At 36.5% G+C, this 18367-nt stretch carries 19 protein-coding genes and 1 other RNA gene; 4 read left to right on the top strand and 16 right to left on the bottom strand.

The annotated features are described in order from the left end of the window. Nucleotides 1-418: 418 nt before the first annotated feature. The 7 genes from PKC96_00925 to PKC96_00895 form a co-directional block, all read right to left on the bottom strand. Nucleotides 419-571, bottom strand: a complete 153-nt coding sequence (locus tag PKC96_00925; protein HML99887.1) for a hypothetical protein — start codon at nt 569-571, stop codon at nt 419-421. Nucleotides 572-705: 134 nt separating this feature from the next. Then, entirely contained in the window at nt 706-858 is a 153-nt protein-coding gene (locus tag PKC96_00920) for a hypothetical protein (protein HML99886.1), read from the bottom strand. Nucleotides 859-1239: 381 nt separating this feature from the next. After that, nucleotides 1240-1995: a hypothetical protein gene (locus tag PKC96_00915; GenBank protein ID HML99885.1), complete on the bottom strand. Its 756-nt coding sequence runs from the start codon at nt 1993-1995 to the stop codon at nt 1240-1242. A 4-nt stretch (nt 1996-1999) separates the two neighbouring features. After that, nucleotides 2000-2629, bottom strand: coding sequence for a hypothetical protein (locus tag PKC96_00910; protein HML99884.1), 630 nt, complete (start codon nt 2627-2629; stop codon nt 2000-2002). A 70-nt stretch (nt 2630-2699) separates the two neighbouring features. Then, nucleotides 2700-3164 carry a hypothetical protein gene (locus tag PKC96_00905; protein ID HML99883.1) on the bottom strand — a complete coding sequence of 155 codons (465 nt, stop codon included), beginning with the start codon at nt 3162-3164 and terminating at the stop codon, nt 2700-2702. Between the two features lie 287 nt (nt 3165-3451). Beyond that, nucleotides 3452-3824, bottom strand: a transfer-messenger RNA (tmRNA) gene (gene ssrA / locus PKC96_00900). Between the two features lie 149 nt (nt 3825-3973). After that, a complete protein-coding gene (locus PKC96_00895) occupies nt 3974-4567 on the bottom strand; it encodes a recombinase family protein (protein ID HML99882.1) in 594 nt (197 codons plus the stop codon). 241 nt (nt 4568-4808) lie between these two features. Here PKC96_00895 and PKC96_00890 point away from each other — a divergent pair, with 241 nt between their 5' ends. Together PKC96_00890 and PKC96_00885 are read left to right on the top strand one after the other, a co-directional pair. Further along, complete coding sequence (locus tag PKC96_00890; protein ID HML99881.1) at nt 4809-5261, top strand: hypothetical protein; 453 nt, start codon at nt 4809-4811, stop codon at nt 5259-5261. Between the two features lie 569 nt (nt 5262-5830). Then, nucleotides 5831-6958, top strand: a complete 1128-nt coding sequence (locus PKC96_00885) for a hypothetical protein (protein HML99880.1) — start codon at nt 5831-5833, stop codon at nt 6956-6958. Between the two features lie 69 nt (nt 6959-7027). Here PKC96_00885 and PKC96_00880 read toward each other — a convergent pair whose 3' ends face one another. Then, nucleotides 7028-7612: a thymidine kinase gene (locus PKC96_00880; protein HML99879.1), complete on the bottom strand. Its 585-nt coding sequence runs from the start codon at nt 7610-7612 to the stop codon at nt 7028-7030. A 10-nt stretch (nt 7613-7622) separates the two neighbouring features. Beyond that, nucleotides 7623-7961, bottom strand: a complete 339-nt coding sequence (locus tag PKC96_00875; GenBank protein HML99878.1) for a hypothetical protein — start codon at nt 7959-7961, stop codon at nt 7623-7625. A 58-nt stretch (nt 7962-8019) separates the two neighbouring features. Here PKC96_00875 and PKC96_00870 point away from each other — a divergent pair, with 58 nt between their 5' ends. After that, nucleotides 8020-8823 (top strand): Cof-type HAD-IIB family hydrolase, encoded by an 804-nt coding sequence (locus PKC96_00870; GenBank protein HML99877.1) that lies wholly within the window; start codon nt 8020-8022, stop codon nt 8821-8823. 181 nt (nt 8824-9004) lie between these two features. Then, nucleotides 9005-10621, top strand: coding sequence for a CTP synthase (locus PKC96_00865; GenBank protein HML99876.1), 1617 nt, complete (start codon nt 9005-9007; stop codon nt 10619-10621). Nucleotides 10622-10626: 5 nt separating this feature from the next. Here PKC96_00865 and heR read toward each other — a convergent pair whose 3' ends face one another. From heR to PKC96_00830, 7 genes are all read right to left on the bottom strand, one after another. Then, nucleotides 10627-11409: a heliorhodopsin HeR gene (gene heR, locus PKC96_00860; protein HML99875.1), complete on the bottom strand. Its 783-nt coding sequence runs from the start codon at nt 11407-11409 to the stop codon at nt 10627-10629. Nucleotides 11410-11544: 135 nt separating this feature from the next. Then, nucleotides 11545-13401 (bottom strand): GNAT family N-acetyltransferase, encoded by a 1857-nt coding sequence (locus tag PKC96_00855; GenBank protein ID HML99874.1) that lies wholly within the window; start codon nt 13399-13401, stop codon nt 11545-11547. Between the two features lie 60 nt (nt 13402-13461). Continuing rightward, nucleotides 13462-14340: a DegV family protein gene (locus tag PKC96_00850; GenBank protein HML99873.1), complete on the bottom strand. Its 879-nt coding sequence runs from the start codon at nt 14338-14340 to the stop codon at nt 13462-13464. Between the two features lie 83 nt (nt 14341-14423). Further along, nucleotides 14424-15254 (bottom strand): lysophospholipid acyltransferase family protein, encoded by an 831-nt coding sequence (locus tag PKC96_00845; protein HML99872.1) that lies wholly within the window; start codon nt 15252-15254, stop codon nt 14424-14426. A gap of 2 nt (nt 15255-15256) precedes the next feature. Further along, nucleotides 15257-16549: a glycosyltransferase family 2 protein gene (locus tag PKC96_00840; protein ID HML99871.1), complete on the bottom strand. Its 1293-nt coding sequence runs from the start codon at nt 16547-16549 to the stop codon at nt 15257-15259. Nucleotides 16550-16551: 2 nt separating this feature from the next. Continuing rightward, a complete protein-coding gene (locus PKC96_00835; protein ID HML99870.1) occupies nt 16552-17379 on the bottom strand; it encodes a glycosyltransferase in 828 nt (275 codons plus the stop codon). Further along, nucleotides 17372-18160, bottom strand: a complete 789-nt coding sequence (locus PKC96_00830; GenBank protein ID HML99869.1) for a hypothetical protein — start codon at nt 18158-18160, stop codon at nt 17372-17374. The genes PKC96_00835 and PKC96_00830 overlap by 8 nt, the downstream gene beginning before the upstream one ends. Nucleotides 18161-18367: the final 207 nt, after the last annotated feature.

The raw sequence follows: 18367 nt of genomic DNA, 5'->3' as shown, positions 1-18367 counted from the left end.
GTTTGATTTTGTAACAGGATGTAATGTATTAGAAGTCTTTTTGATGCTTTATTTCCTTGTATACCAATATTGCCATCGCCAAGAATATATACAGCAGTTAAATTCATTCTGCCATCTTTTCTAACCCAGTACTACCATACATATCCAAAATATGATGATCTTCTTAAATGATTGTTGATATCTTTTCGCTCAAACCAGTGTCGTTGATTTTTACCCTTATTAAGTAGCAAATCCAAAATATCATTAAAATAAGGTCTAACCATTTTTTCTAAAGATAGAATAAATATCTTATCTTCAGTATCTTGCCCATCTCCGAGATAATACCATCTGTCACCATTGTTTTTGTTTATCGTGGTTATAATACGATTTTTTTGATTGTTTGTGAATGAGTTCAAAAAATCATTGTTAAGGTATTTTCTTAATGAGCTTGTCTCCCAGAATACCACCCCATGTTTATTGTGGTATGCTTTTGCTCAATTATTTCTCTGGTGATGATTAATTCTTTATCACCCATAATGTCTAAAACATTCCATTCATAGTTACCAAATTTAATGTTATCGCCTTTTTCCATACTTATTGACCTTTCCTTGATTTGCTCATACTACACCAAATATAAATGAAGTTATTCATAATGTCTTTATTACTCAAATAAACATCTTAAAACACCTTTCTACATTTGAACTGGCGAGGAGTTATCTAAATATCTCATAATATTAATTTCGTTTCCCTTTTCAGTTTTTTAGCTAAATCCTTTGATATCCCCGGTTCAATACCAAAATTTAACATCTTTTCCAAATCATTGTCAAAAATTCCATATTGTTTTGCAAGAGCATATACCGAATATTCTCCTATAATCATATTTGAACTCACAGCATACTTATCGCTAAAGCAACCAATGATTGGCAAAAACAATTTATAAAGTATGTACTCATAGTTACTCATTTTGCTTAAAGGAAATTAAACATTATTGTCGAACTAAACATAATGTTTGAATAAATATCTATGAATCATCTTATTTCTTAAGTTTTTTAGTTTTTTTAAGACAAGACATGTTCTATTAACATAATGAATAGTAGCAAAGATTCAAAATAATATTCATCTTCAATCATCTTGATAATATAAATGAACCGTAAACCAAAAAATCTAGAATGATACTACAACTCATCTCTGATTTCATTCAGGTCACAATTTTAATGAATATGATTCCAATCAAACTTATCCATTAAGACTTCATCCCCTTCAATTTATATTCACAACATCTCGAGAATCTAACTTCATTAGTTGTCTTATTTCTTTTTCATTGACATTAGTTTTCTCATACTTACAAGCCTCAATCTCTGCGGTAATTCCACCTTTACCAGTTTTTCCATATCTATACTCTTTAGGTAGTAGTTGTCTTAAATTCTTGATATTATGCTCAAGAGAAATATTGCTAACACCATCAACTAGGCACGATTTGAATTTATAATTGATTAAAAAGGCATGATGACTAACTGCATTTCTTAACTCTTTTACAGCATCAAGATTTGATTGAATTTCGATTGTACAATCAAACATCTCATTTATGTCTTCTGCGGAGATTTTTTTAATTTGACTTATCAAATCACCAAAATCTATTGATTGAAGCACTTTTGAAACACTTTCCCCATTGAGAATTCTTGTTTTAACTTTCGAACGAGAAAATTTTCCATCCTTCCAAAAAGGTTGAATAGGATTATCTTCATATTTGTTACTTAAATAGGCTCGTATATATTCTTCGAGTGTAGCTATATAAATGTAGATTTTATCTCTCAACTTTTTATCATAACGTAGTAATGCTGATACCTTTGACCATTCAATTATTGATTTGTCATCATGAAAATCAACACCAAGATAAGTCATAATCTTATGATGAAAAGCAACTCCTTTAACTCTTAAATAAAATTCCGCATCATTATATTCTTCATTACTATTTGGCTCGAAATATAGTTTTTTCATTAATTCGTCTTTTGTCATAAGTTTATTCCACATGATTATTAACTTCTTCATAGAAGATATGAACTGAGGATATTCTATCTGCTTCATGTTTATCCTTTTCTTCAATTACTCTTGGGATAATATATTTTTCAAGTAGGAGTCTTTGATCATCTGCTGATAGTCCATTAAATTTTTCATATATATAGGAGTTTTTACTAGGAAGTTGAACCCAGGTATAAGCATTAGGAGCATTTCGTCTTATCCTCTTTGATTCATCAATGCTAATAATTACAAAATCAAAAGAAAACTTTTCTTTACTAGCATCAAAATATCCCTGATTTTTAGACGTTCTTACAGTGACAACTGTAGTTGAATTTTCAACTTTCTCGTTTTGATTTTTACAATCCGAAAAAGCCTGAAGAAAGTCGGCTTTAATTTGAGTGGGCATAGAATCACCTTGTTTTGAATTCTTTGTCAAAATGATTTGATAATCCAAATCATATTTTCCATCAGAATCTTTTACAATGCATCTTCTTTTCCCAGAGCCAATTAATCTGTGATAAAACTTATAATGTCCTTTAATTTTAGAGTGTTTTCTTACCTCTTCTATTAATTTGGTGGCTCTTTGTCTAGCTTCTTTACTTTCATTGTATGTTACTAATTTTGCTATCATTTATTCTCCCCTGAGTCAATTTGTAATTTGCTCGATATTTCTTAATGCCGACCGTAAGTTATTCATTAAACTATAATTTTATCCAACATAACTTTGGTGAAGTTCTATCAATTTTAATCAATAATCCAAACTTATACGCATATCCACTAGATGGTTTCATGAAAGCTTTAATCTTTTTTATATCAAAATTTTGATCGGGATTCCACCATGTTTTAAATTCGATTACTAATAAATTATCAGAAGTTCCTCTTTTGTGTATTACTAAATCAGGATATACATTTTTTAGTTTATCATCTATCGTGATACGTTTTATATCATATATATTTCTATTATATTCAGCATCCACTTGATATAATCTTAAATCCTTATCTCTTTCTAGCAAGTTAATCATATAGTGTCCAAACCTAAAAACTATTGAACGTTCAGCGTTGTGTACTTCAATTAAACCACCAATGTCTATTTTGATTAAATTAGGTTCTTCTGAATAAAGTTTATCCAAAGATGTTCTAATAAAAGTTTCAAGTTTACTTTTCATTTAATATTTATATCCCTTTCCCTATATTAATTTAATGTTTTATTTTATTGTTATTGCAACATTTAATTACAAAACTCGATTCACATATAGTATATTGTAAAAAGTTAGGTAATCGTGTAAATTGTTGTCGAATCGTTAAAAGGGTGAAACTGTTTTTTTAAACCTCATTAAAAAACTATCTATTTTCATTATAAACCAGTTCTTACAAATTTACATATAGGGAAAAATCTCCCTTTTTGTAAGTAAAAAAGGTTTGCTACATTTGTATCAAACCTTTGCTTCTTACGTGGTGGAGATGCGGAGAGTCGAACTCCGGTCCAAAGATAATCCTACACCAACATCTACAGCTTAGACGATGTTGAATTTTAACTGATGCGACGTAATCGACAAACGGTTCATCAGCGAGGTTATAAAGTTTTCTTCGATAAACGCTAACTAAATTTATCGCCTATTCTCTTGTTATGACACTTATCCTATGCGTGAGAGACGAAACCATAGGAAGTGCGCTTCCGGCAATGCCGGCCTCAGTAAATTGGGAGCTTAATTAAGCTAAAGCGTAAGATGAAGTTCTGTTGCCAGATACTTTTTGTTTGGTGATAACGTCACCACTCGGCTGCAGTTGATGCCGAATCGAATCCCTGTCGAAACCATGACATCCCCATGTCATACCGGCGAAAACATTTTAGCATAATTCGGTTTAACTACAATAAAAATGATTAAATTTGGTTGATAGGCTAAGTTACAAAGCAATTGCAAGGAAATGGAATTCCGTCTTTTCTTTTATAAGAAAAATATTTTTAAGCACTTTTTCAACTATCTTTCATATTAGCATATTTGAGAAATGTGCCACGCTTCATATTAAGCAGATCTGCTGCTTCGCTATTAGTGACTTCTTTTTTTTGATATCTTAAAACCATTTCATTAAAGCCTGCTGGTAGTTTATATTTTGGCCTTCCCATATGCACACCGCGCGCCTTTGCAAGTCTAATTCCTTCCGCTTGTCTAAGCTTAATGTTTTCTCTTTCTGTTTCAGCAACAAATGATAGTATCTGTAAAACAATATCACTAATAAATGTACCAACTAAATTATTTGTTTCACTTCTCGTATCAAGCAATGGCATATCTATAACCAAAATATCCGCTTTGATAATCTGCGTAATATACCGCCATTCTTCAATAATCATCTTGTAATTTCTGCCTAGTCGGTCAATTGATTTAATAATAAGCAAGTCTTTTTCCCTTAATTTTTTCTTCAGTTGCTGATAGGCTTTTCTTTCAAAATTTTTGCCACTTTGTTTATCAATGTAAATATTCTTATCTATTAAATTAAGTCGGTACATTTCATTCATCTGACGATCAATATTTTGAGTGATTGATGACACTCTCACATATCCGTAATCCATGTTTTCTTCCTCCGTTTTCTAACCATTATAGCAATCATATAATAGCCTTTGAAAGAAAGAAAAAGGCACCCAATTATGGATGCGAGTTGATAAAGGTACACCTTTATTTTATGCATATATTATGACATATTTAAGCGCAAAAAAACAACTATTTATTGCTATAAGTGGCTATATTTGTTTTATTTTTTTCTTACATGTTAAAGACACAATCCTGTGCTTTTAAACACCATTAGGAGTAAATATGAAGGAAACAAAAAGTGTTACAGTTAGTCCGTCACAAGAGAACGCAGAAATTGCTATTTGGTCAGATTTCGGGTGGGAGCTACAAAGCAGTCAAGAAATTTTCAACCAGGATTCAGGCTTAAAGCGCAGAGGGGACACAATCTATAATGTTACGACAACTACCAATTATGTTAAGTTGGTATTCCAACGTGACAATTCAATTGCAAATTATTCACAAATCAGGCAAAAAGAAACGGAATTTGATTCTTTACTTGATATACCATTAAAGCACGGCCCGGCTATTAATATATGGTGGATCATATCATTTTTACTTTATGGCATTGGTCTAGTGATATTTATTATTCTTAAAGTGATTAATAAAAAACATAATTCGAAAGCAAAACCTGTGAATGAAAAAAATGGGCAACGTAGAGCTGCTTTAAGAAGAGAAGCGCGGGCCTTGTTGTCCTAGAATTGCCAATTGCCTTAAATGGCTAAAAAAAATATTTTTATTACTATATCTTTCTAATATGCTATGGATATTTTTATTTGTTTTTTGATGAATGTTTTGGTATTGCCATAATTCTATACATAATTTTATATTTTACAGTAAAACCTTTTTCATATTCATCTAAGTCTGCTGTTTCTTTGCAATTGATGCAAGACATATATTAGAAAAAAATTGACAGCCAAATTAAGCAATGACCCGTTTAACAAAAGAAACTTTAAAATAAAACTTTATTCTAAGTAAGGTTAGAAAAACAACAGACCTTTTCAATAATCATGTGGTGGCAATAGCGGTAATTCATTCTTGGATATGTCTTTCATTTTCTAGGAACGTATTTGACATCAATTTGCCGTTTTTCCGTTTGATACTTCAAGCCATACGGAATCTTTTATAATCCCCTTTTTTTATTTTTCATCCTCGATGCGCCACATCAAAGGTAAAGCAACACAGATTAAATTTGGTAGATATTGATATTTGTTTGCCTAAGTTAAGTTAATTATATATAATTAAACTCGCAGTTAGAGGAAGAAAAAATGAAAAACACAAAGAAAACACCGCGGAAACAGACTTGGAAAGTTATATTATCTTCACTTTTTAGTAATAATGCCGTGGTTGAAGGCGGAAGACATCGGGCATGGTATATAGCACTAATTATGCTAGTGCTGGGAACAACCGCAGCTCTTGCCCCATCAATGATTAGTATCGGTAAGACCAGTGGCGCGGATATTATGTCATCGCCGCAATATAGTTTTGAAAACGGCAGACTGGAGTTTGCTAAAGAGCTGAACCTCCAAAACGTGAGTTTAAAGGTGGTTGCTGAAGAAGAAGACGGCACGGTCAACTATCGCTTGAAAAATATTGGTGATAATTGGAATTCGACTTTCGAAGATAAGACAACTGTCAACAGCACCGACTACCACTATTATTCATATTCGGCAAGCGACGGCGAGAAATTACGGGTCTACTATGTTCCGTTAGGAACGGATAATCCCGCCACCACCGATGATGAAAGCTTATCCGGCTATTCCATTCTTCTAGAGTATTTAAGTGGTCTGACCTACGATAGTACCAATGAAGAAGCCCCGGGCACCAAGCCGATCAGTTTTATTGTCTTCGGGGAGTCTACTTACCGGGTAACGCTCTATAATCCGACTACTGTTACCAAGGGAAGTGAATATGAAAAATCACTCGCGGGCCTATATACCAAAAAATTGGTTGATTTAGATTTCAAGGATTTTGTCATCAAGGATGTAAATGGTAATTCAATTGTTGGCTTAGATGAGAATGCCGCTACATTTTCTCAATATCGTGCGGGCGTTGACAGTAACTATAAGAATTTCTTTGTTGAATCTTATCGGACGGTAAAGACAATGACTTTTTGGACCAATGTAGGAGTGTTCGCCGGAACATATGTTTCCATCTCACTCGCGATGGGGCTTATTATATTTATTATGACAAGAGGCAAGACTTCTCCGACACGCGATTGGACTTTCTGGCAATCAATGGCCATTTCTTTTTGGGCGACATTATCACCAGGCTTATTGACATTTATCATTGGCTTATTGATGCCACAATATGCTTCTATGGCCTTTATTATGCTTCTCGGTATGCGGATTATGTGGATGTCGATGAAGCAGATTCGCCCGCCGGTCACGCGATAAAACTAATATTAAAAGGCTAGATAAGTTTATCTAGCCTTTTTGTTTACAAAATTTAGGGAAAAATAAAAACTAATTTTTCTTCTTTTTTCCTGGAACCTGGTGGCAGCGACGGCAGCGCGCCTCATAAGCCTCTGTGGCCCCGATAAGAATAATGGGATCATCATAATTCGCCGGTTTTCCATTAACGAGGCGTTGGGTTCTAGTCGCTGGAGCATGACATTTAACACAGACAGCAGTCAATTTATCAACTTGATCAGCAAGCGCGAGTAGCCGTGGCATAAAGGAAAAAGGGTCACCTCGAAAATTGCGATCTAATCCGGAGACGATAACGCGAATTCCTTGGTCAGCTAGATTCTCGCAAATCTCCACAGCGTCTTCATCTAGGAATTGAATTTCATCGATGGCAACAATATCCGTATCGTCTTTTATAAAATTCCAAATATCTTTTGCCTTTGAAATATTAATTGAACGCGTGTGTGATTTATTGTGAGACACCACTTCACCTTCGGCATAGCGATTATCAATAACGGGTTTAAAAACCAAAATATTTTCTTCGGCATACTCTGCGCGCCGAACCCTTCTTAATAATTCTTCTGTCTTTCCAGCATACATGGGGCCGGTTATAACTTCAATTCTTCCTGTTTGATTGCGCATGGAATGCTCCTTAATCTCCGTAGTCACTGCCTCGGGAAATGTCATCAACAAATAATTTTAAAGCGTCGGTAATGTCGATTAATTCCCGTAAAACATAGCTTTTGTCACTAATTGGACAGTTTTCATAGTCGCTACAGAAAATTACCTGTTTATTTTTTTTGACAGTTGCCTTCATTTCCTTTAGAATATCGGCAATGTGCTCCGGGTAACGGTCAAAGAAACGAAGTAACTGAGTGTAGAAAGCAGGCTCCAAAATGAATTTTGAGCCATCTTCAAGCAGGTATCCTTTCATTAGAGGGTACGGGGAGTTTGGTAAAGTCTTTAAATCAGCAAATTCTTCATAGTTCATGTTTATCACCGTTATCAATAGTAGCATAATTATAAAAAGAAAGGAGAAAAAAACATTGATGGATAAAATCAAAGCAGAAAAAATAAAGGTTGTCATCACCGATATTGACGGCACGCTGTTTTCACATGTTTCTAACCAAGTTCCACCATCGGCAGCGGAAGCTTTTCATAAGCTTCAACAGAAAGGCATAAAAGTTTTTATTGCCTCAGGTCGTAATCGCTACCTTATTCGGAAATCAGGGATTCTCGACTATGTCAGCCCGGACGGCTACATTACGATGAATGGGGCTAATGCGATTATTAACAACAAAGTTGTTTATCGCTATCCGATACCATCGGAAACGGTTGATGCATTGATTAAGTTTGCTAAAAGACTGAAGTTTGGATTGACTTTAATCGAAGAGAACGAAGGCCATATTAATATGGTTGATGAACGCGTTATTTCCGCTCATGAAAAATTCGGAACAAGATTTCCCCAACCGCGCACTTTCCCCGATCATTATGACCGCATTGTTTATCAAGCAATTGCTTTTTGCGATGAACTTGACGAGTCATTATTTCTTCCCCACTTGAAGGGTTGTAAGACCGCACGCTGGGACGAATATGCCGTTGACATCATGCCCCAGGATAGTGATAAATCAAAAGGTGTTCTCGCTGTTTGCGAGTATTATGGCTATGAGCCAGAAAACGTCCTTTGCATTGGTGATGCACTGAATGATGTGGAGATGTTATCGTTGGCAGGCATTAGCATCGCGATGGGTAATGCTCGTAGCGAAGCCAAGGCAGTAGCGGATTTTGTGACTGACGACATTGATCAAGATGGTTGGTCAAACGCGATGAAACATTTTGGACTAATCGATTAAGGGCATCCTCGATGCTCTTTTTTTGTTGTCCAAAAAACCAACATTTTTATTGTTTTATTTACTCCTTGGAAAATATTTATTTTTGTTATAATCAATTCCATTTAACTGTGGCATAATAAAAAGGGCACCCCCAAAGAAAAGAAATAATGTTTACTATTTCTTTTTTATTTTAGGAGGCTTTATGGAGACTAAATATATTTTCGTTACTGGCGGAGTTGTCTCAAGTTTAGGTAAAGGTATATCGGCCGCTTGTCTGGGGAGATTACTAAAAAAACGTGGGCTCAAGGTTTTTATGCAAAAGTTTGATCCCTATATCAACATTGATCCCGGTACGATGTCTCCTTATCAGCATGGTGAAGTTTACGTGACCGATGACGGTGCGGAAACCGATTTAGATCTCGGCCATTACGAACGTTTCCTGGGGGAAAACCTCAGTAAAGAATCAAACGTTACTGCAGGAAAAATATATCAGTCAGTCATCAATAAGGAACGGCAAGGCAAGTACTTGGGGGCGACTGTACAAGTGGTGCCTCATATTACCGATGAAATAAAAAAACGACTGGTTGATGCAGCGAGTGTCAGCGGAGCCGATGTGATTATTACGGAAATCGGAGGAACGGTTGGGGATATTGAATCGCTTCCTTTTCTTGAAGCCATCCGTCAGGCACGTTTAGAGTTTGGTTATGACCGAACACTCTATATTCACAATACTTTAGTCCCATTTCTAAAATCTTCGGAAGAAATTAAAACTAAACCGACACAGCATAGCGTAAAGGAATTGAGCAGTTTAGGCATTCAACCGGATATCATTATCCTTCGTAGCGAAGTACCGGTTCCTCTTGCCAGCAAAGAAAAAATTGCTCTCTTCTGCAATGTTTCTAAAGCGGCGGTTTTTGAATCGCGCGATGTCAAGGTTCTCTATGAGGTGGCTCTTAGCTTTCAAAAGCAAGGCTTGGATGATTTTGTTTTAAAACATTTTCATCTGGAGTGTCCGCCTGCCGACATGAGTGATTGGGAAACGCTGGTGACAAAAATTACTAATCTTCATGAGGAAGTTCATATTGGGCTAGTTGGTAAATACATCGGACTACATGACGCATATCTTTCGGTAAGCCAAGCATTATATCATGCGGGCTACTTTCACGATAAAAAAGTAATTATTCATTGGATTTCGGCGATTGATCTTGATCGAGCAGAAATAGGGGAAGAGTTTTCAGAGTTAGATGGGATTCTTATTCCGGGTGGTTTTGGGGTTCGGGGCGCCGAAGGAAAGATGAAAGCCATTCATTATGCACGCGTGAAAAAAATACCTTTATTAGGAATTTGTTATGGCATGCAATTGGCAGCGATTGAATTCGCCCGCGATGTTTTAAAAATGGAAGATGCCGATACGAGTGAGAACAACCCGAACACCCACTATCCGGTTATTGATTATCTTCCCAATCAATATAAGGGCATCAATTTAGGCGGAACTCTTCGGTTAGGGCTGTATAATTGCCGTTTAGAAAAAACAAGCAAAGCGTTTATGGCCTATGGCAAAGAGAATATTGCTGAACGCCACCGCCATCGGTATGAGTTTAACAACCAGTATTTGGCCGCATTCAATCAAGCGGGATTGCTGGCATCTGGGCTTAATCCAGAAACGGGGCTTGTGGAAATCTTTGAGTTAAAAGACCATCCTTGGTTTGTAACTTGCCAATTCCATCCCGAGTTCTTATCGCGCCCATTAAACCCCCATCCTTTATTTCGTGATTTTATTAAAGCCGCTTCAGATTTTAAGAAAACGAAAACCGACTGATTGCTTTATGGCTGCATAGCACCGAATAATACCAGCCAAGCCAACAGGGTCTTAGCGACAAGACTTAGAATAATGTATACGCGTTCGCCATAAAGGTAATCTTTCCACTTGCCTATTTGCCGATATTGAAGAATCATATTGACGGGGAAGGTGTTGAAGGCGATGAAGTAAGTTCCAGCGATGAGCCAAACGAACCAAGGAACAAGACTTAAGTCATTAATGCCTCCCATATAGATAAAGATTACTAACCAAGGGGTTATGCCGGCTATTGCGCCTAAGACAAAAGGCAGCCAGGTAACTTTCTTCTTGTCCTTACCGCTATTCATTTTTTCCATAATAAGGCCGAATAAATTCATAATGGCATTTAGCACAAAGATAAGGATTAAAGAAGCGATATCATAAACTCCAAACAGGGTGGCAATTAAACAGATCATTATCGATGAACTTAAGGCATACTCAAACCATCTAAATTGATTGATGCCTTTTTCTAAATCGCTGATATAACGCTTTTTAAACAGCACAACCAAGACATGGGCCAGGGCAGATAAAAGCAAGAAAATTCCCACCAAAGTGGCAAAAGGAAGCTCAAATAAGGACCGTTGATTTAAAAACAGTGATTGAGTGAGATAATCATAATCAAGATAGTACTGAACAATAGTGGGCCTAAATTGGGCAATATTAACCAAAAGAGCCGGAATCAAGAAAATCATCAGCACCCCTTGAATAAGGTGTAGTCCGCCCATGATAATATTGAAACGAAGGAGACTCTGGGTCTTAATTTTATCCATATTTTTTAATCACTATTAATAGTGCCTTTCTATTTAAATTATATCAATTTTATGAAACAACAAAATTAATGCATTATATAAACACATGCACAAAACCAAAACATGCAGTTATTTTTTTGTGATTTAAATAAAAAATCAAAATTTATCAAAGCAAATTAAATCTCTTTTTGGAAACAACAAACTAATAGGCGTTTGTTGATTAGGGACAATACCGATGGCATATTTTGTGAGCGTGGCAATATCTAAACAAAGGGTGGGCTGTTTATCGCTTATTACCCAATTTAGTTTATAATCGTTAACGCCAATTTCTAAGGTGAGATTATTTTCTGCAATTAACGGATCATTTATACGAAGAGTAAAAGTAGAAATCATTTCTGCCGAAGGACGATAGTTGGCGAGAAACAAGAGAACGCTGGTTATTCTTATCATTTGGCCGGTGGCATCGCCCCCGAAAGATGGGATTTTTAGTTTAGAAAAATCAAAGTGAGAATTTACGGGGAAAATAGGTTTAAGCAGAATCGCCTCATCGGCTTCTTCGCCACTATGGGCTAAGTATCCGTAAACCTCCTTTTCATGTTTTATTAAATCAAAGGAAGTTCCATCTTGGGCCAGTGAATTCATAAAGTATGACCAGCGTTTTAAGGATCGATCCATATAGCCTTCTCTGCCCTTTATCGCCTCTTGATAAATATCGGCCAAAAGTTCGGGTACAACCGCCGCTTCTAGCGTTACTTCAACATGTGGCCAATTTATGTCTAGCGGAGCTTCGAGAATATAATTTATGAATCCGGATGAAGTATAATAGTGCGAATCAACAGGATAAAGAAAAATAAAAGCGTGATTAAGATTAATTGCCTCTTTAATTGCTTTTTTTACCACTTCTTTTAAAAGTCCTTGTCGACGGTAGGCCGGATTGGTGGCCATGCCGACGATTAGCGACAATGGCCAATTCTGGCCGTTATAGTGCATAGTTCTATCGATTAGAATTAATCCGCTGACTATCTTTTGATTACGTTCGACACTGATGATATTGTGCTCGCGGGCATCATAAAGAAATATATAGTCTCGATAGGCAAATGAATCGGAGAAAGAACTGGCATACAGCTCATAATAATCCCTAATTTTTTGCGAAAAAACCAAGGCGTATTTTTTCTCTTTCTCGATAGGATGCCAGCTGAGCTTTGCTGCTCTTAATTCGGTGATACCCATGTCCTCTTGCCGGGTGATTATTTCTAAATCTTTATATCTTTTCTCGTATGAAAGTTTGGCGATGGCGACAAACGAACCAATATAGTTATAATCGGCCTTTTCAAAAAGAACCACCCCATAATTTCTTTTGCTGATTCCACCGATACTAATGGCGACTAAAGTTTGATTGGCATAGAGTAAATCGGCAAAAAGTGATAACTCTTTTAAGTGATCAAGCGCATAACAAATGGCAGGTAAATCATCATCCGCGCCACCTTCATTGGTGTACCGATGTAAAAAAGACAGAACCTCTTCTTGAAGCCCGGCTTGATAATCAATCAATTCATAGTTATATTTTTTTTCAAATTGATGCCATAGATTGCGTTTTCGATATAGTTTGTTACCTTTTAATTCAATAAAGTTCCTGGGGTCATAGATGTATTCGGCATAGTCATCATCATAAAGGGATAAAGTATGGGGGATATCGACTAAGGAAAGCATTTCTTCACTTATCCCAAGAATAAAAGCGTGAGGATCATAATCATGAATAATTTCTATTCCCCGTTTAAATTTTTCCTTACTGTCGGCTAGAGGGGGCAAATAAACATATCCCCGTTTATCCAGGCTGCGCAAAATAACAATACCCTCGATCAAGGCAATTTCGTTGTCGGCATGATAGTTCCAAGCCAGAAGGTTAAAACTTACCAGTTCAGAAGCATGATAGTTATTAAGATAGGGGGCTTTAATAAAAAGATCGTCGATTGTTTTTTGATCGGAAATAGTCAGTTTGCGAAAAGTAAGCATAAAAAAATTCCTTTATCATTATTATAGCGATAAAGGAATTGATTGACCATTTTTTATCTTTTAACGATGAGTTCCCCGAAAAAAGAGAGCGATGGTTCCCGGACCAGAGTGGGCGCCAATAACCGGTCCGATGTGACCATAAACTATTTTTTTAGGATGGAAGGTTTCGGCGAATTTATCTCCGAGAAAATGAGCCATTTCTTCATCATCCGCATGACCGATAAAAATCACTTGGTCTTTGGCAAAATCGGCGGTAAGTCGTTCTTTAGATAATTCAACCATTGTCAAAAGTGACTTTTTTCTTCCCCGGGTTTTCTGAAGACTGACAAGGCGGCCTTCATTATCGGTGTATAACACGGGCTTGATATCGAAAAGATTGGCCAGAATGGCCGTGGCTCCGCTAATCCGGCCACCGCGTTTCAAAGTGGTTAGATTTTCTACTGTAAATAGGTGAACAAAGGAAAGACGGTTGTCCTCCACCCATTCAGCGACCTCTTCAATGCTCGAGCCTTCTTTTTTCATATTGGCGGCATAGTAGACTAAAAGCCCAAATCCCATCGAGGCAGAGAGCGTATCGACAACGACAATTTTTCTTTCGGGAAATTCAGTTTTCAATTCCTCAGCCGCACTGAAGGCTTGTCCCACTGTTCCGCTGAGTGTGGAATCAAATCCCAGGTAGAGCAAATCCTTGCCACCGGCAAGAATCGGCCGAAAGGCTTCAAGGAATCGATGTTCATTAATGAGCGAAGTCGACGGCATCGATCCGGCGCGCATCATGCCATAAAATTCTTTCAAATTCAACTCCCTTTCGTCGGGGTAGTTATAGTAAGTTTTGTTATTAATGGTAACGGTGAGGGGTATGACCATCACTCCTGTTTCCTGAACTAATTCTATAGTTAAATCGGCACATGAATCGGTAACAATAACATAATTATCCATGAGTAATATCCTCCTTTTTGTATTTTAACATGGCACTTTAGTAATGAACGACATAGAGGTTAGTTTGTAAACACCCTGTAAATTTATTTGGCTTTTACAGCAGTAAGCGGGGGGAACGTACTTGGAATCGGTTCTTGATAAAAATTTTCATACTTGTTTACAAAGGCATTCCAATTTGCCTTTTCAAGATACTCTTTATTTTCTTTTAAACTCCGCTTTTCATCGGGGAAAATCGGTGGCAAAATGTTGACGACAAATTTCTTTTGCATAATGCCGTCATATCCGACGCGATTAGAAGATAAAAAAGTTATGAAAACAGGAATAATCGGTACCATATTTTTGGCGGCATAGTGAAAAGCTCCGCTTTGAAAAGGGCGTGGCAGTTCATATTCCCACCATTCTGATCCCTCTGGGAAAAACAGAACGTAATTTTTATTTTTTAGCAAACTGGAAAGTTTAATGTCAAAGTTTCTCATGACCGAGAGGCGATTTGATAAAGGCATCGTGCGGGTGGCGCGCATATAATCGCCCAGTTTCCCTTTTTGGTTATTAAAATCGCCGACAGTGACGTAGAGACGGTGCCCCCGAAGAGCCTTTCTTACGGCTAGGGCATCAATCTTATTAACGTGATTGCAAGTAATAATCGCTCGCTTAATGCCTTTTAAATTTTCTCTTCCGCGGACGGAAGTCATCAGATAACGGTGATTGCTAAACCACGAGTAAGGATTAATGATAAAGAACCGAATTAAAGCGTATTTAATTCGGTCACGGAGTGAGTACTTATAATCGTAATCATCAGTCATCGGAATGGCATTATCATAGTTAATAGGATCTAAGTGGTCATTAAAGCGGCCTTCTTTTTCCGCTATTTTGATTTTTTCGAGAACCTCTCGAGTTGTTTCAGAAAGATGCATAGTTATTCGCCTCTATTTTCCGTTTGAAAATTAACGCGATCAATGCTTTCCCACGTTTCAGCTTTATGGCTGAAGAGGGCCTTACTGACAATTTTAATATATCCCATATAAAACAAAGGATGAACAAAAAGTAAGACTAGTTTACGATACCATGGAAGGGGATTGCGTTTTCCTTCCGCGAGTAAGATGGCAAGTGTCAGGAAGAAAAAGGCGAGATAGATTAATCCAAAATGAATCAATCCCAAAGTAAGAAAATCCGCGGCTATTGGATTGGAAAAACCAAAGAACGTGAGGGACGCAAACGAGTAGGCAATTCCTCCAAGCAGTAAGTAGCCGATATACCAATAAACGATGTAGAGACTATATATATAGTAGTAATTAATCTTTTCCTTCAAACTTTTGAAGGAGAGGTTCTTAATCTCTTCACGATAAATCCGATCGGATTTAATCAATCCGCTCATCCACCTTTGACGTCTCTTATTAGTAACATTAAGTTTTTTAGCTTCTTCTAAATAAAGAACGGCATCTGGATTATAGAGAGTGGAATAGTGGTTTAAGGCGGCATCCCGTTGAAGTTCCATGTCTTCAGTCATTGTCTGGTGGTAAGGCCAGCCTTCCCACTGTTGAATCAAAGACTTATGAATCATTACTCCAGTAGAAATGGTCATGATTGTTAAATTGTGAGCGGACTTATAACGGTTGCCAAGTTCATCGATGATTGTCCAAATCAAGCCATTGCAATCACCAGATAATGAAGAAGCACCCTTTTGTTTTAATAGATAATTTTTAACCAATTTTTTTCCACATATAATATCCTTCTTGGTTGCTAAGGCATCATTCATCGCACTGACAAAATGGGCATCAAGCATACAATCGGCATCAACGATAACGTAACTTTCGTAAGCGTCTGGATTTTTACTAAGAATATCTTTTAATGCGAAGTCAAGCGCATCGGCCTTACTTTTTTGTTCGTCCGCCACATATGTGAAGCCATTGATCATATCCTTTGTAAATTTGATTGCCGGATCATTTTTATCTTTAACGATGACATGTACATCAAAATAGTCATGATCGTAATCTTGCTTCTGTAAGGAAGCTAGAAGAGGAATAATAGCTTCGCCTTCGTTACGAGCGGGAATTAAAACGGCAATTCTGTTTTTAATTGGGTTATGATAGTGCTTATTTTTTCTTAATGCCCCAAACCATCCGATGACTCTTGGCAGGTAAAAAGCGACAAATACAATGGAAATAATAATAAGAATTTTATAGGCAAGATTTAATATTTCGCGATCCATAATTAATATATTCCTTTCAAGCGAAGGTTGGCGACATGAGCAAGATATTCATAGAGCACGCCATCATAAGCATTGAGATGGTAGATATCATGAATTTTATCCACTTGCCAAGGTTTAATATTTACTGTGTGATAGAAGGGGAAGAAACGAATTGATTTTGAAAAGTGCTGAATGACAGTATCTTTACGAAGCTTGTATTGTTCGTTATAGCGGCGGGGTAAAAAACACTTCTTTTTATTGAGTTTATTAAGCGCAGTTTGATCGGGAAAGGCCATCTTCTTGTTATTGCACATTTCCCGGGCCTTTTTAAATAATCCGGTTTTTCTAACTTCTGCAAGATTAAATAGAAGCACCCCGGCATTCATATAATTGGGGGATATGAAGAACCGACCAAGATTATCTTTTACTCCGGCGAATTCATACCCGGTTATATCCTTATTAAATAAGGGAGCAATATCGCCATTCGCCATTGTATCGGTGTCAAGATAGAGGACTTTGTCTGGCAAAGGTAAGGTATCGGCAAATAAACGAAGGAAAGTATAAGGAGTATAAAAACTTTTAATATTTTTGGAATGGCCCATTTCTTGACGAAATAAATCGGTTATATCAAGTAAAGTCACTTTGCTGGCCGCATTTTTTCTCTTCAATATTTCTTCTAAATATTCTGCCCGAATATTGCTTATTGGCTGATTGCGCGATTCAACATCGCTTAAGTTCATCGTTAGAATAAAAACATTTAATGGTTCTTTGGTATTATTAGCGATGGATATAAGTGAAATCATCATTCCGTCGTAAGCTTTTTGGTTACCACCATAGAGTAAGTTAATCATGGATAATCTCCTTTTTTTGATAAGTAATGTATTCGTAGTTGCTGTTCTCACTTCTTTTGCGCATTGCATCTATAACTTCGTCATGAAGAAGAATTGCAGCATCTTTTTTGTTAACGTCAGGTGTTGGATAGAAGGGACCGTCTAAATAAATTGTAATACGGGGTGTCTTTCTCCAATGCCGCTTTTGGTAAGTTACAGTAAAGGCAAATGTCGGTACATTGAAACTAATTGGATAGGAGAAGGAACGATAATCAAATGGCCGGATCTTGGTGTAATATGGCCAAATATGAGCTTCGGGATAAATGGTAATAACGCTATTCTGTTTAAGGCGCTTCTCTATTCCGTTTATAAAATTTTTTGTGGCGTGGAAATCGCTAGGAAGGGGATAGGCCCCAATCATTTTCATAAAAGTTCTAGTACCCTTTAAGGCCAAATTCTCTGGGCTCACAATCACATAACTTTTTTTTGGAAAAGTAATCATATTGGGAATATACCCATCACCAGGCACTTGAGTGTGGTTGCCATAGAGAAAGTATGGTTGTTTTTTAATTCTTTTTAATACAGATTTGTTTTTAATTTTGTAATTAAATTTTATTTTTAAATAGATAAAGGCAACCGGGGTCATAATTAGGCGATAGACAATAAAAGCAAAAAAGCGGTAGAAAATATTGTTATTAATATAGCGAAAATGTTCATCAATGGTAATTTTATCCCGGGTTATTCCGGAAAACTCATCATGCACTTCATCTTCGTAAATAAAAATTGGCTTTTCTTTACTCATCACTCTTTTCCTCGCCCTAATATTAAGTTTTAACTCAAAAAAATGCACCCTACTGATAAATATGCAAATTATAATGTTTTAAACCCTAATAATAGAGGCGATTCTCTTCCTTTGAGACAAGCATAGAGTTCTCTACTGGCAGTAGAATTGGGGATATATTTCGTGTATTGCATTAAAAAAATATAAATATTACAATGTATCTAGCCG

This window comes from Bacilli bacterium (assembly GCA_035326105.1).
Classification (GTDB): Bacteria; Bacillota_I; Bacilli_A; order RFN20; family CAG-826; genus UBA7706.
This window is presented reverse-complemented; position numbering and strand designations above follow the sequence as displayed.

Bases quoted from the DNA above. Each gene is read 5' to 3' on its own strand.
- PKC96_00910 (HML99884.1), bottom strand. From the start codon at position 2,629: ATGATAGCAAAATTAGTAACATACAATGAAAGTAAAGAAGCTAGACAA.
- PKC96_00890 (HML99881.1), top strand. From the start codon at position 4,809: ATGAAGGAAACAAAAAGTGTTACAGTTAGTCCGTCACAAGAGAACGCA.
- PKC96_00895 (HML99882.1), bottom strand. From the start codon at position 4,567: ATGGATTACGGATATGTGAGAGTGTCATCAATCACTCAAAATATTGAT.
- PKC96_00905 (HML99883.1), bottom strand. From the start codon at position 3,164: ATGAAAAGTAAACTTGAAACTTTTATTAGAACATCTTTGGATAAACTT.
- PKC96_00870 (HML99877.1), top strand. From the start codon at position 8,020: ATGGATAAAATCAAAGCAGAAAAAATAAAGGTTGTCATCACCGATATT.
- PKC96_00850 (HML99873.1), bottom strand. From the start codon at position 14,340: ATGGATAATTATGTTATTGTTACCGATTCATGTGCCGATTTAACTATA.
- PKC96_00845 (HML99872.1), bottom strand. From the start codon at position 15,254: ATGCATCTTTCTGAAACAACTCGAGAGGTTCTCGAAAAAATCAAAATA.
- PKC96_00880 (HML99879.1), bottom strand. From the start codon at position 7,612: ATGCGCAATCAAACAGGAAGAATTGAAGTTATAACCGGCCCCATGTAT.
- PKC96_00875 (HML99878.1), bottom strand. From the start codon at position 7,961: ATGAACTATGAAGAATTTGCTGATTTAAAGACTTTACCAAACTCCCCG.
- PKC96_00885 (HML99880.1), top strand. From the start codon at position 5,831: ATGAAAAACACAAAGAAAACACCGCGGAAACAGACTTGGAAAGTTATA.
- PKC96_00835 (HML99870.1), bottom strand. From the start codon at position 17,379: ATGATTAACTTACTCTATGGTGGTAACCAAAAAGCTTACGACGGAATG.
- PKC96_00920 (HML99886.1), bottom strand. From the start codon at position 858: ATGATTATAGGAGAATATTCGGTATATGCTCTTGCAAAACAATATGGA.
- PKC96_00840 (HML99871.1), bottom strand. From the start codon at position 16,549: ATGGATCGCGAAATATTAAATCTTGCCTATAAAATTCTTATTATTATT.
- PKC96_00865 (HML99876.1), top strand. From the start codon at position 9,005: ATGGAGACTAAATATATTTTCGTTACTGGCGGAGTTGTCTCAAGTTTA.
- PKC96_00855 (HML99874.1), bottom strand. From the start codon at position 13,401: ATGCTTACTTTTCGCAAACTGACTATTTCCGATCAAAAAACAATCGAC.
- PKC96_00830 (HML99869.1), bottom strand. From the start codon at position 18,160: ATGAGTAAAGAAAAGCCAATTTTTATTTACGAAGATGAAGTGCATGAT.
- PKC96_00925 (HML99887.1), bottom strand. From the start codon at position 571: ATGGAAAAAGGCGATAACATTAAATTTGGTAACTATGAATGGAATGTT.
- PKC96_00915 (HML99885.1), bottom strand. From the start codon at position 1,995: ATGACAAAAGACGAATTAATGAAAAAACTATATTTCGAGCCAAATAGT.
- heR (HML99875.1), bottom strand. From the start codon at position 11,409: ATGGATAAAATTAAGACCCAGAGTCTCCTTCGTTTCAATATTATCATG.